Source organism: Streptomyces shenzhenensis (assembly GCF_003688995.1).
GTDB classification, from domain to species: domain Bacteria; phylum Actinomycetota; class Actinomycetes; order Streptomycetales; family Streptomycetaceae; genus Streptomyces; species Streptomyces shenzhenensis_A.
The window spans coordinates 56,953-69,770 of sequence record NZ_PENI01000001.1; the positions used below are offsets into that span (position 1 = coordinate 56,953).

The window sequence follows — 12,818 nt, forward strand, 5'->3', positions numbered from 1 at the left end:
CGTGACGCAATCTTATGCCTACGGAGTGTTATCGGAGGCTTCTGGCCGCTCTGCCGAGGTTCGCGTGGTGTCGGCCCATCCCCCGAACGAACTCCCTTCCCACCATGGTCAGTTCATCGGATTCACCGAGCGCGGACAAGGCTTCTCCGACCTGATCACGGTAGATTTCCAGCCGCAGCCCGGCCCGCCGCCGCCAGCCGGCGGGAACGGACGCACCGTCCCCGGCCCGCCACCAGAGGTCGACCAGCGCGAGATGCGCGTAGGCGCCCTGCAGCACGCCCATGACCGGGCGGGGATCGGGGCGCCAGCCGACGCGGTGCAGCGTGCCGGCGCCGGGTACGCACAGCGGCGCGAGGTCGTGGAGTGCGGCCAGCTTGGTGTGCTGGGTCTCGTGCACCAGGGATTCCGCGAGTTCCCCGCCGTCCCCGGGAAGCTGGGCCAGCACGGCACCCGGTGCGGCCCGCGCGGTGGCGCTGAGCGGAGCGCCGCCGACCCGTCGCCCGGGCGCCAGCGGGACCACGGCCCGCAGCACCGTCCCGATCTCCGCGATCCGGCCGGGATCGACCGCCGCCAGCAGCGCATGCGCCTCGTTCCAGCGCCGTGCCCACAGCCGCCAGCCGGACTCCGGGCGCCCGGCCGCGGGCAGGGCGGCGGGGCCGACCCCGTGCGGCGGGACCCGGTAGGGGTCAAGGTCGTCCAGGACGACACCGCTGCCCGGGAGTGTGCGCAGGGCGGACCAGCCGGGCCCGCCGCCGATACGGGTCGTGCCCTCCTCGGGCCGGGCGGCGGTGCGCAGCAGGGCCGGGCCCTGGTGGCCCGTCGGGTCCGCCATCCGCACGGTCCCGGCACGGCTCGTCAGCCGTAGCTCTCCGGAGGAGCGGTGCAGCGTGCCGAGGCCGGGCAGCGCCAGCACCCCGGTCGGCAGCGTCCACGTGCCCACGACCGGGCGGCCGGCCCGGATCGCGGCGGCGAGGGCCACCCCGCCGAAGTGCGCCAGGTGCCGTTCCAGGGCGGGCCCGTCGGGCGAGGCGAGCGCCTCGGCCAGCCAGGCGCCCGTCATCGGGTAGTCGAGCACGTCACGCACCGCGGACGGGTCGGCCCGCTCCGTGCTCTCCAGCAGGGCCCAGTCGCGTTCGAACCGCCGCCGGGCCGCCGGGTCGAGTCCGCCGCCCAGCCGTTCCAGCCGTACCAGGAGGGACTTCAGGAACAGCAGTCGACGCGCGTGGAGTCCGGCACGCAGTGCCGCGTTGCCCGTGGGTACGGGACGGGTGCTCGCGAGCACCCTGGCGATCTCCGACGAGACGGGCGCCAGGGTCATTCCCGGTTCTCCTCGCCGGGGACGTGCTCGGCGGATGCGACCGGAAACATGCTCTCCGGGCCGTCTTCGGTCCAGGGGGGTTCGTCCCCGCCGGAGTACCAGGCCTCCGTCAGTTCGTGCGGGCTGCGGAGCACCCGCGCCACCGCCAGGCTCAGCCCCGGATCGGCCATGGCGCGCAGTGTTCGCAGGTCGACGTCGGTGAGGTCCGGCAGGAGCGCGGTCGGTGCGACCTCGTCGCCGGGACCGATCGCCCCGTTCCTCTGCTCCCCCACCCTCGGCTCCTCCCTGCCTACGCCCGCCCCGCACAGCCGCACTGGCTGCCCACTTCTTCCCGACAGGCCGGGGGCAGAAACCCGAATCCGATCAACTTCGGTCGCGGTCGGTCAAGTTCGTCCATTCTGCCGTCCATGGCCACCACGGCGGCGCCACCGCGTGCCACCGTTCCTCCGGCGTGCGCCCGGCCCCGGACCGCGCCTCTTCCTCTTCCAGCCGCCGCGTCAGTTCCACGTCCGCCCAGTCGACCTCCCGCAGCGCCCCCACCAGCCGCTGCCACTGGTCCCGGGCCGCCCGGTACGCCGTTCGGGCCGCGCGGGGCCGGTCCATCAGGGCGAGCACGGAGCCCGAGCCGTGCCGCGCCCGCGCCGCGGTCACCGAGCCGGGGTCGGCCCCGTGCGCGGCCAGCGCCTCGCGCTCGGCGTTCTCGTACGCCTGGAGGGCGTCCACCAGGACCGGCGCCCCGGCCCGGTACCAGCCTTCGAGCCGGACCCGGCCGAGCTGCAGCCACGCCTCGGCCCGTACCGCGGCGTCGGCCGCCGCCCGTACCGCCTGCCCCAGCAGATGCCGGCTCTCGAACAGGTCGGGCAGGAAACCGAGATGGCGGAACCGCTGGGCGAGCGCGCTGCCCACCAGGCCCTGGAGCCGGCCGCGCTGGGCCGACCGCGCGGGCAGCGACTTCAGCGCCTCGCGCAGCACGTTCTCGGCCCGGTCCACGACCTGCGCGCCGTCCCGCGCCGACGCGCGCCGCAGCAGCGACTCGCCCCAGGCGGTGAGGAGTTCACAGCGCCGGTCGCTGTAGGGCGGCGCCAGCATGACGGCCGTCTCGTACGCCTCGTCCGCCTCGGGTGCCTCGCCCGCCGCGTCGTGGAACGCGGCCCGCGCGGCGAGGCAGGGCAGCCTCAGGTCCGGGTCCTCGCCCGCGGCCCGCTCGGCCGCCAGCAGGGCGGCACGGGTCTCGGTGTCCCCGGCTCCCGCGGCCCCGAGCGCCCGGGCCAGATCGAGCAGCGCCGGGCTGCGCACCGCCACGGCCGCCTGTTCGGTCTCCAGCAGCGCGCACGCCTCGCGCAGGTCCGGTACGGCGGCCCCGGGGCGGCCCAGATCCAGCAGCAGGCGCCCGCGCAGCAACAGCCGGGCCCGGTGGGCGGTGACGGAGGCGGGCGCCCGGCCGTCCGGCTCCCGCGGCCCGCCCTGCCGCACCGACTCGGCCCACGCCCGCGCGCCGGCCGCGACACCGGGCCAGGGCGCATGCCGCGGATCCAGCACCGCCGCTGCCGCCGACAGCTGCTCCGACTCCCCCGTCAGCTTCCACAGCTCCCGTCGGCACGCGGCCAGTTCGAGGGCCGCCTCCGCCCGCTCGGTGCCGTCCGCCGGTGCCACCGCGTGCGCCGCGGCCAGGTCGTCGACGGCGTCCCGCAGCAGCCGGGCGCGCCCGCCGGCCGCGCGCACCGCCGCCGTACCGGCCTCGGCCCGCAGGATCCTGCCGAGGACCAGCCGGGCCCGTACGGCGTCGGCGGGGTCCTGCGCGGCCGGGCCACCGGGCGGGCCCACCGCGGCCTCGGCCTGTTCCCGCGCGCGGCGCAGCGTCTCCGGGTCGGCCAGCTGCCGCCACTGGCGCAGCAGCCGTTCCGCCTCGGCCAGCGGCTCGGGGGTCACCAGGTCGGGCAGGTAGAAGCGCAGCACGCGGGCCGGGATGCGGGCGAACAGTTCGGCCTCGACGCTGCCCTCGGCATCCTGCGCCCCGCCGCCGTCGGTGAAGCGGGCGGTGCCGGCGGCCGGGTCGCGGTCGGCGAGCCGGGCGGCGGCGAGCGCGGCGAAGTTGCGGGTGCCCTTGCCGAAGTGCCGTTCCACATAGGCGGAGCAGTGCTTGAGTACGAGTCCGGCGGTGTCCTGGTCGAGGGAGGCGAGCAGCAGCTCCTGGAGCCTGCCGGGATAGGCGAAGCAGGGCTGTTCCTCGGTGCCGGGCAGTTGCCTGAGCAGGCCGCCGAGCAGTACTTCGGCGAGTTCCATGGGGCCGGTGTCCGGGAGCATGGCGCGCTGGACCAGCTGCATCACGGGCAGGGTGAGCGGGGCCGCCGCCAGGTAGACGGCGAGGCGCAGCGCGCCGGGTGAGGCGGCGGCGCGGAAGGCGCGCAGGATCTCGTCGTCGCTGCGCGGGGTGGCGCTGCCCGGCGCCGCTGGGGCGGCGGGGGTGGTCAGCGCGGCCCAGGCGGGTTCGCTGGTCGGGCCGGTGCCGGACAGGAGGCGGGCCCAGGCCGCGAACGCCTCCGGCGTCGGCTGGAGCACGGGCACCGGCCGGGCGTCGGCGGCCGGTCCGTCCCAGGGTTCCTCGTCCGGTACGAAGCCGATCCGGGCGCCCAGTCCGCCGGAGCGGACCAGCCGGCCCGGTTCGGCGGGGAACGCGGTGCGGCCCCACAGGCGGGGCGGCAGCGGCTGTACGACGGCCAGCGGCGCGCTGCGCGGCCAGGCGTGCAGGAGCCGCTGCGCGGTGCCGTTCTGCCACAGCGGTCCCACGCAGTCGCTGATCACGAGGGTGAGGCGGCGGCCGGTGGGGTCGTGCAGCTCGTCGGCCCTGCGCAGCCGGGTGTGCGCGCCGGGTCCCGCGGTGGTGCCGACCAGGGGCGTGCCGGAGTCGTCGCCGTACAGGTGGTGGACGCGGACGGAGGCGAAGGCGCCGGACTGCTGGCAGGCCTGGCGCAGTTCCTCGACGAGCTGTCCCCACACGGCCATGGCGGGGCCGGTGTCCATGAGCAGTTGGACGTCGCAGCGGTGGCGGCGGCCGGGCCGGGTCACGGGCAGCAGTACGCCGCTCGCGGCGGCGCGGTCGGCGGTGGCCTCCTCGTCGACCTCCTCGTCCCGTGGGGTGTCGGTGGCGAACCGGTAGCGGCCGAGCGCGCGCAGCGCCTTCTCCAGGCCGAGCAGTCCGGGCAGGGCGCCGGCGGCGGGGGCGCGGACCGGGAAGACGGAGTGGGTGGCATCGGTGTGGCCGTGCGGGGCGGCGCCGGCGGTGTGCAGGGGTACGGGGGCGGAGGGTACGTCCGGGGCGGGCCGCGCCGGAGTCTCGGGGGCGTCCGGCCGGGTCGCGGGCTGCGGGCCGGGGCCGGGCGGATGCTGGGCCGGGGTGAACGGGGCGGGGTCGGGGGCCGGGGGCGCGTCACGGGGCAGGACCCCGCCGAGCCGCTGGGCCAGCCAGACGGCGTCGGCGACGTCCTCCGCGGTGAGGTCGAGCCCGTCTCGGCGCAGCCTGCCGATCAGCTCGTCCAGACGCATGCCGCGCATCCGGCCATCACCTCGTACGGTCGAGTGGCTGCATGAGCATGTCCGCGATCCGCTCCCGGGTGAGGCGTTCCGCGCGCGGGGCGTGCTGGGTGAGGAAGAGGGCGTTCAGGAGCTGGTCCGCGGCGACCACCTCGCCCGGTTCGCGGTCCAGGAACCGGGCGATCAGATCGCGGCCCGCGGTCACGCTCTCCTCGCCGAGGTGCGCCTCCACCATGGCGGTGAGCTGCTCCTCGCCGGGCGGCTCCAGTTCGAGCTGGATGCAGCGGCGCAGCAGGGGCGCCGGGAAGTCGCGCTCGCCGTTGGAGGTCAGGACGATCACCGGGAAGGCGGTGCAGGCGACGCGTCCGCCGTGCACGGACACCCGCTCGCCGTCGTGGGTGAGCACCTCGACGACGGGCTCGCGGTCCGCGAGCCGCTCCAGTTCGGGGATCGCGAACTCGCCCTCCTCCAGGGTGTTCAGGAGGTCGTTGGGCAGGTCGAGGTCGCTCTTGTCCAGTTCGTCGATGAGCAGGACGCGGGGCTCCGCGGCGGGGAGCAGGGCGGTGCCGAGCGGGCCGAGGCGGAGGTACGAGCCGATGCCGGAGGCCGCCGCCGCGGCCCCTTCGGCACCCTGGGCGCGTTCCAGCTGGACGTCCTGGAGGCGGCCGATCGCGTCGTACCGGTACAGGCCGTCGTGGAGCGTGGTGCGGCTGACGATCGGCCAGCGCAGCACCGTGCCGAGGCCGAGTTCGTGGGCGACCGCGTAGGCGAGGGTGGACTTGCCGGTGCCCGGGTTGCCGGTGACGAGGAGCGGGCGGCGCAGGTAGAGCGCGGCGTTGACGGCGTCGACCTCGGCGGGCCGGGGGGCGTAGTTCTCGACCAGGCGGCGGCGCACGCCGAGCCGGCGGGCGCTGCTGGAGTCCTCCGGGCCGGACTCCGCCCCGTCCTGGTCGGCCGCGAAGTCACGCCAGGGCGGCGGCTCGGGCAACCGCCGTACTCCGTCGTGCGGCTGACCCACTCCGCGGTAGATCCGCCAGTCGTTCACCATGGGCTCCTCCCGGCTCCGGTGATCAGGCTGCGGGCCCGGCCGTTCGACGTATGACGTTACCGCCGGACGGCCGTGCCTGCCGAGCTTCGGGGGCGCCCGGTGTCGATTCCCGGTCCGTGAACGCCCTTGTGATGCGGGTGGGTTGACGGGGTGTCCGATGGAGCGGTCAGCCGCCGGGTGCGGCCAGGGGTGGCGGTCGCATGGCCTCCGTTCCGTACGGGGTGCGGTCCGGCGGGTCGAACAGCACGGCGAGCTTGCCGCGCAGTCCCTGGGCGTGCACGGTGTCCGGGTCGGCGAGCCGGATGCGCAGGTCACGGACCGGGCCGTGCAGCCCGTCCGCCCGTTCGGCCAGCCCCAGCAGACCGGCCGCCTGCCGGTGGAAGGCCCGGCACTCCTCGTGGTCGTGCCGGTCCCGGCGCCACAGCACCACGGAGTGGCCGGCCATGAGTGCGTACTTCATGGCCACCTGGCCCTCGCCGCTGCCGACCGGGCCGCAGTAGACCGGTACACAGCCGTTGTCCAGCGCGGACAGCCGGCCGTAGACGGCGTACTCGCCCTCGGTGCGGCCGCCGGGCGCATGGCCGTCGGCCGGTGCCTCGCCACGCAGCGGCTGGTGGGAGAGCGGGCCGCGGGCCGTGCCCCGCCACCGTTTGAGCCACTCCGGCGAGGGCTTCCTGGCATTGCGCCGGGCGTCACGGATGACGACGGTCCGGCGCAGCCCGAGCGGCATGGCGCGCTCGTCGGGATCGCCGGGATCGTCTTCGGTCTCGCCCGCGGGGGCGAGGCCCCAGTCGTCCACGGGCAGGTCGAACAGGCGGCGCGGCAGGAACACCTCGACCGCGGCCAGGTGTTCGCCGTGGTCGCCCTGGCTGAGCGCGCGGGCCAGCGGTTCGCGCAGGGTGGCGGACAGCTCGTCGGCGCGCACGCCGCGGTCGTCGCCGGCCACGGGCGTGACGTCCTCACCGTCGTAGACGAGCTGGACGCTCCAGGGGTAGCGGTCGCCGTACATCGGTTCGCCGACCTTGACGAGGACGTCGGTGCGGCCGGCGGCCGGCTCCGCGTGGTGCGCGGCGGCCGGGTCGAGGAGGCCGTCGAGGATGCCGTGGATGGCCTCGCCGACCGCCCAGTACTCGTGCCGGTCGGCCTGTTCGGTGATCCAGTCGGCGAAGGCGCACAGCCGTTCCGGGGCCACCTCGTCCGGGCGTTCCTGGACGGTGTGCCGGGCCACCCGCGCCGCGTACAGCAGGACGGCGTCGAGGTCGACCAGGGCTCCGCCTGCGGCGTGCCCCGGTGCGCGCAGTCCGTGCAGCAGTCCTGCGCCCTCGCGCCAGCTGCGCGGCTCGTGGACGATCAGGGAACGGTGCCGGCTGTTCAGCACCCGCGCCCTGACCTCCTCCACGAGGTGGACGACCTCGCCGGGCCCGGCGGGCGGCGGGAGGTGCGCGAGGTGGCCGTAGAGCCGGGCCCGCAGCTCGGGGGTGATCCCGGAGCCCTCGTAGCCGGGCAGGCCGGTCTGCGCCGCGGTCCAGTGCGCGTACTCCGCCGGGTCGTCGAGGAGGGCGAGATGGTGCAGATCGTGGGCGCGCAGGACCTCGTGCACCAGCACGCCGCCGCGTACGTCCAGCAGCTCGCGCAGCGCGGTGATCGGGACGGCGGCGCCCTCGTCCCGGCCGCGGCCCTTGATCATGCCGATGACCGCGCCGTAGCGCCGGTCGATCACGGGCCCGCCGGACAGTCCCTCGAACGGCAGGGTGCCGTTGATCAGCAGCGCCCGGCCGTCCGATCCTGCCGCCTCGCCGACGCCGTGCCGCACGCCCAGTTCGCCGGTCCTGCGGGACCAGCCGTGCAGGCCGATCGGGGCCGGGGTGCTGGGCGCCCGGTCGCTCAGCCACAGGCACCGCGCGTCCTCGGCGTCCGGCACCCGGACGAGCGCGATGTCCGGCAGCCGCCAGCGGTCGCCCGCCGTGTCGGGGTTCTCGGGGCGCGGTTCGGCGAGCACCACCGCGCCGGTCGCGGTCCGCTCCCGCCGGGTGCCCACGGCGGTACGGCCCTCCCAGGAGACGCCCACGACGTTCTCGCCCCGCCACACCGCAGCTCCCCCCTTCCCGACGACATGAGCGCAGGTCAGCAGCCAGCCCGGGGCTATGAAGAAGCCCGATCCCCAGTAGTCGTCACGGTCGGTTGCATACCCGTCGCCCGGTGCGCCGATGCGTGCGAGCGAGGGGCGCACCATCTCGTCGAAGGCGCTCATTCCGCGTCGGAGGCCGGGGATCCGGTCGCCGCGCCGGCGCGCGGGTCCGCCGCCGGGCCGGTCCCGCGCCCGTCCCCCGCCGGTTCGGTCCAGGTCAGGGACACGGTCAGGGACGAGGTGCCGCCGCCCTCGGCGATGGCGCTCACGATCTTGCCGGACTGCGCCGTCAGTTCGATTCCGAAGCTGACGGACACCTCGACGGGCGAGGTCGTGTCCAGACCGGCGCGCAGGGAGCGCACGACGCCCCCGACCGTGCCGGCCAGTCCCCCTGCCATGTCGACGATCCGGCCCCCGAACCCGGTGTCCCGGTACCCGTCGTCCTGCGCGGCGTCGTCCGCCGCGCCGATCCTGGCCCAGACGACGGTTCCGTCGTCGAGCCGTATGCGTTCGATTCCTCCGCCCACGTCGCCCCCGTTCGCGTGATGGGAGGAGAAGGCTAACTCCCGGCGAGGACGAGTGGGAGGGGCAACGATCCCTCGGGCGTGCCGAACGGCCGTGTCAGAACCGCCCGTTGGGGGCGACGGGCTATTCGTCCTCGTCGTCCTCGTCGTCGAGCCGGGCCAGCCAGGTCGCCAGCCGTTCGACTGGGACCTCGAAGTCCGGGTTGAGGTCCACGAACGTACGCAACTGCTCGGCAAGCCACTCGAAGGTGACCTCTTCCTCGCCGCGCCGCTTCTCCAGTTCCTCGATGCCGCGGTCGGTGAAGTACATGGGGACGTCTCTCCTGCGAATCTGTGTGCACTCGGCTTCTGCGGACAGCCTATGCAACCGCCGGGACTACAGATCCCCGAACGGCCTTCCGGCCAGGATTGCCGACGCCCCAAGGTCACGCACCCGACCTTCCGTGCAGCCACACCCAGCGGTGCACGTCACCCCACCCGGGCCCCACAGCCACCGCACGCCATCCCGGGCCACCGCAACCGACGTCCCAGATCACGCACTCCGCCTTCCGGGCCGCCCGCCACACCCAGCCGCGCGGGGCACCCCACCCGGCGCTCACAGACACCGCACCCCATCGCGGGGCAACGCAACCGACGTCCCAGGTCGCGCACTCAGCCTTCCGGGCCGCCGCATCAGGTCACGCGGGGCGCCTCACCCGGCACCCGGCCTCCGCACCCCATCACGCGGGGCACCGCAACCGGCCCCCGCAAGACCGTGCCCAGTCACCCGGGGCGCCCCCACCAGGCCTCCACGAACACCGCACCCGGCCTCCCGAGCCACCGCACCCACTCGCCCCGGTCACCACACCCAGCCGCACGCGTCACCCCACCCGCACCCCGTCCCGGGCCACCGCAACCGGCGTCCCAGGTCGCGCACTCCTCCTCCGGGCCGCCGCATCAGGTCACGCGGGGCGCCCCACCCGGCCCCCGCAGAACCGCGCCCAGTCACCCCAGGCGCCCCACCATGCCTCCACGAACACCGCACCCGGCCTCCCGAGCCACCGCACCCACTCGCCCCGGTCGCGCGCGTCACCCGACCCGCACCGCATCCCGGGCCGGCGCAACCGGTCGTCCAGGGCGCCGCGCCCCGTCGCGCCGGCCCGAGCGCTCCGTGCGCCAAGAGCGACGCCCCCGCAGCCGGGCCCGGACCTCCACTGACGGGTGTCTTGACTTTCCGTGACCGCGATATATCGTGTTTTACGGAAGACGCGATATGGCGCGTCGCGTCCGCGTCAAGGAGGTCAGCACCATGTCCGAGTGGTCCGTCACAGAGCCGAGGAAGCTCACCTTCGACGACCCCGTGCGCGATCTGCACGTGCGCATCGTCAACGGAACAGTCAACGTCGTGGGCACGGACGAGGGTTCCGCCCGGCTGCAGGTCTCGGAGATAGAGGGCCCGCCCCTGGTGGTCACCCAGGAGGGCGGCACCCTCACGGTGGCGTACGAGGACCTGCCCTGGAAGGGCTTCCTCAAGTGGCTGGACCGCAAGGGCTGGCGGCGCAGCGCGGTCGTCTCGCTCGCGGTCCCCGCGGACACCCGCGTGGAGGTGGGCGTGGTCGGCGCCGGCGCCGTGGTCTCGGGGATCCGCGGCGCCTCGGTGGTCAAGGGCGTCACCGGTGACACGACGCTCGTCGCCCTCTCCGGCCCGGTCCGGGCGGACACGGTCTCCGGCAGCCTGGAGGCCCAGGCCGTCACCGGCGATCTGCGCTTCAACTCCGTCTCGGGCGATCTGACCGTCGTCGAGGGCGCGGGCTCCTCGGTGCGTGCCGAATCCGTCAGCGGATCCATGATCGTCGACCTCGATCCGGACGGTCCGACCGATATCCGACTGACCAGCGTCTCCGGTGAGATCGCCATCCGGCTGCCGCACCCGGCGGACGCGGAGGTGGAGGCGAACACGGCGAGCGGCACGATCTCCAACGCCTTCGACGATCTGCGGGTGCACGGCCAGTGGGGCGCCCACAAGATCACCGGCCGCCTCGGCGCGGGCAACGGCACACTCCGGGCCACCACGGTCTCCGGTTCCATCGCCCTGCTGCGCCGCCCGCAGAAGGAGGACGAGGACACCGCCTGGGACGCCACGGAGCCGGATCCGGCCGCGTCCCGGCACCCGTCGGGGGACAATTCCGCTTCCGGCCCGGCAGCCGACGCGACGAGCGCCACGGCCGACGGCACGACCGACAAGAAGGTGCTCTGACATGCCCCCCGTCTTCGCCCACGGCCGCCTCCGCCTCTACCTGCTCAAGCTGCTCGATGAGGCCCCGCGCCACGGCTACGAGGTGATCCGCCTCCTCGAAGAGCGCTTCCAGGGGCTGTACGCCCCGTCGGCGGGCACCGTCTACCCCCGGCTGGCCAAGCTGGAGGCCGAGGGCCTGGTCACGCACACCACCGAGGGCGGCCGCAAGGTGTACGCCATCACGGACGCGGGCCGCGCCGAACTGGCCGACCGCAGCGGGGAACTGGCCGACCTGGAGCTGGAGATCCGCGAGTCGGTCGCGGAACTCGCCGCCGAGATCCGGGCCGATGTGCGCGGCGCGGCGGGCGACCTGCGGCGCGAGATGCGGGCCGCCGCCTCCGAGGCCCGGCGCGGCACCGGCACCCGCGCCACGGAGCAGGGCCCCTTCGGGGAGTACGGCGAGGTCGGCGACAAGGAGTCCTGGCGCGTCGCCAAGGAGGAGATGCGCCGGGTCAAGCAGGAGTGGAAGGAGCAGGCCCGCCGGGCCAAGGACGAGAGCCGCAGGGCCCGCGAGGAGGCCCAGCGGGCGCGGCGCCAGGCCCAGGAGGCCCAGACGCGGGCGCGGGCGCAGGCACAGGAGGAGATGCAGCGGATCGCCCGCCGGGTCCAGGAGCATGTGCAGGACCACTTCACGCGCGGCGACTGGCCCACAGGGGTGCGCGAGGGCCTGAGCGAACTCGCCAAGGAGTTCGGCGAGTTCGGCAAGGACTTCGGGAAGGAGTTCGGCAAGGACTTCGGTTTCGGCCGCGGCGGCGCGGAAGCGGGGGCCGATGAGGGGCCGAAGGCGGGGACCCACAAGGCCGCGCCCGCTCCGGAGTACGGGCAGACACCGGAGGACTTCCCGGCCGGCTACGAACCGGCCTGGGCCCACGAGGACACCAGTGGCGATCCGGCCCGTGACCTGGACCGCCTCCTCGACCGCTTCCGGGACGACATCCGGGACGCGGCCCGCGACCACGGCGTCACGGCCGACCAGTTGCGGGACGCGCGCCGCCATCTGTCGACGGCGGCGGCCCACATCGGGGTGATACTCCGCCTGCCCCGGCCCTGACCGCCCGGCACCCCGGGCCGCACTCCCCCGCGCCCGGCACCCGTATCGGCACGGGCGCGGGGAAGCCCGGTCAGGACGCCTTCGCCGCTCCGCCGCCGTACAGCACCCGGGTGACGGACTCGTATGTCACACCGTGATCGGCGAGGATCTCGGCGGGTACACCGGGGCAGACGGTCAGCGCGAGGAGGATGTGCTCGTCGCCGATGTGCCGGTCACGGCGGCCGATGGCGGTGCGCAGCGCCCGTTCGAGGACGTCCTTGGCACCCCGGCTGAAGGGGCGGTGGCCCGACCACCAGCCTCTGCCCCTGCGGTCGCCGGACATCGCCCCGACGCCGTGCGTCTCCTCGACCCGGTGGACGATCGCGGAGACGTCGATGCCCAGCCCGGCGAGTGCGTCCTCGTCCGCCCGGGTCAGACCGCCCCGCCGCCGTGCCTCGCCGAGAGCCCCGCGCACGGACTCCTTGCGGTCGGCGAGGCCCAGCGCGGCCAGCGCGAAGGAGGCGCGGCTCGCCTCGCGGTCGAGCAGCGCGAGGAGCATATGGCCGGTGTCGATGGCCCGCGCGCCCTCGCGTTCGCCGTGCTCCACCGCGCCGCGCATCACGTCGCGGGCGTGCCTCGTGAACCGTTCGAACATCACTGCCTCCCGTACTTCTTGTGCACGGCCTGTCTGCTGACGCCGAGTTCGGTGGCGATCTCCTGCCACGACCAGCCCTGGTTGCGGGCGTTGCGCACCTGTACGGCCTCCAGCTGCTCCAGCAGCCTGCGCAGGGCGACTACGGCCCGCAGCCCGATCCGCGGGTCGCGGTCGCCTGCGCGCTCGGCGAGATTGGTTGCCTCGGTCATGATGTCAACCTACGTTGACACGGGAAGCTTGTCAACCTTGGTTGACATAAGGCAACGGCCGACCCGGGAGCCGGGTCGGCCGTCGGTACGGCGGGGGCGC

The 12,818-nt window shown here is 74.9% G+C and carries 11 protein-coding genes; 2 read left to right on the forward strand and 9 right to left on the reverse strand.

Annotated elements, in window-relative coordinates; all coding sequences use genetic code 11:
• Positions 1 to 28: 28 nt before the first annotated feature.
• The 7 genes from CTZ28_RS00215 to CTZ28_RS00245 all read right to left on the reverse strand — a co-directional run bounded on the left by CTZ28_RS00215 (position 29) and on the right by CTZ28_RS00245 (position 8,859).
• Positions 29 to 1,318: an HEXXH motif domain-containing protein gene (locus CTZ28_RS00215; protein ID WP_121887116.1), complete on the reverse strand. Its 1,290-nt coding sequence runs from the start codon at positions 1,316 to 1,318 to the stop codon at positions 29 to 31.
• The gene (locus CTZ28_RS00220; RefSeq protein ID WP_121887117.1) at positions 1,315 to 1,590 is read right to left on the reverse strand and encodes a hypothetical protein; all 276 of its coding nucleotides are present in this window, start codon (positions 1,588 to 1,590) and stop codon (positions 1,315 to 1,317) included. The genes CTZ28_RS00215 and CTZ28_RS00220 overlap by 4 nt, the downstream gene beginning before the upstream one ends.
• 91 nt (positions 1,591 to 1,681) lie before the next feature.
• Complete coding sequence (locus CTZ28_RS00225; protein WP_121887118.1) at positions 1,682 to 4,870, reverse strand: SAV_2336 N-terminal domain-related protein; 3,189 nt, start codon at positions 4,868 to 4,870, stop codon at positions 1,682 to 1,684.
• A gap of 7 nt (positions 4,871 to 4,877) precedes the next feature.
• On the reverse strand, positions 4,878 to 5,894 hold the full coding sequence (locus CTZ28_RS00230) for an AAA family ATPase (protein ID WP_121887593.1): 1,017 nt from the start codon (positions 5,892 to 5,894) through the stop codon (positions 4,878 to 4,880).
• Between the two features lie 169 nt (positions 5,895 to 6,063).
• Entirely contained in the window at positions 6,064 to 8,148 is a 2,085-nt protein-coding gene (locus CTZ28_RS00235) for a serine protease (protein ID WP_259471406.1), read from the reverse strand.
• On the reverse strand, positions 8,145 to 8,552 hold the full coding sequence (locus CTZ28_RS00240) for a CU044_2847 family protein (protein WP_259471407.1): 408 nt from the start codon (positions 8,550 to 8,552) through the stop codon (positions 8,145 to 8,147). Before CTZ28_RS00240 ends, CTZ28_RS00235 begins: the two co-directional genes overlap by 4 nt.
• 121 nt (positions 8,553 to 8,673) lie before the next feature.
• Positions 8,674 to 8,859: a DUF6104 family protein gene (locus tag CTZ28_RS00245; protein ID WP_010061466.1), complete on the reverse strand. Its 186-nt coding sequence runs from the start codon at positions 8,857 to 8,859 to the stop codon at positions 8,674 to 8,676.
• Between the two features lie 978 nt (positions 8,860 to 9,837).
• Here CTZ28_RS00245 and CTZ28_RS00250 point away from each other — a divergent pair.
• Both CTZ28_RS00250 and CTZ28_RS00255 read left to right on the forward strand, forming a co-directional pair.
• Positions 9,838 to 10,785, forward strand: a complete 948-nt coding sequence (locus CTZ28_RS00250) for a DUF4097 family beta strand repeat-containing protein (protein ID WP_121887596.1) — start codon at positions 9,838 to 9,840, stop codon at positions 10,783 to 10,785.
• A gap of 1 nt (position 10,786) precedes the next feature.
• Positions 10,787 to 11,875: a PadR family transcriptional regulator gene (locus CTZ28_RS00255; protein ID WP_121887119.1), complete on the forward strand. Its 1,089-nt coding sequence runs from the start codon at positions 10,787 to 10,789 to the stop codon at positions 11,873 to 11,875.
• Positions 11,876 to 11,945: 70 nt separating this feature from the next.
• Here CTZ28_RS00255 and CTZ28_RS00260 read toward each other — a convergent pair whose 3' ends face one another.
• Complete coding sequence (locus CTZ28_RS00260; protein ID WP_121887120.1) at positions 11,946 to 12,509, reverse strand: Clp protease N-terminal domain-containing protein; 564 nt, start codon at positions 12,507 to 12,509, stop codon at positions 11,946 to 11,948.
• Complete coding sequence (locus CTZ28_RS00265) at positions 12,509 to 12,718, reverse strand: HTH domain-containing protein (protein WP_121887121.1); 210 nt, start codon at positions 12,716 to 12,718, stop codon at positions 12,509 to 12,511. The genes CTZ28_RS00260 and CTZ28_RS00265 overlap by 1 nt, the downstream gene beginning before the upstream one ends.
• Positions 12,719 to 12,818 lie beyond the last annotated feature (100 nt).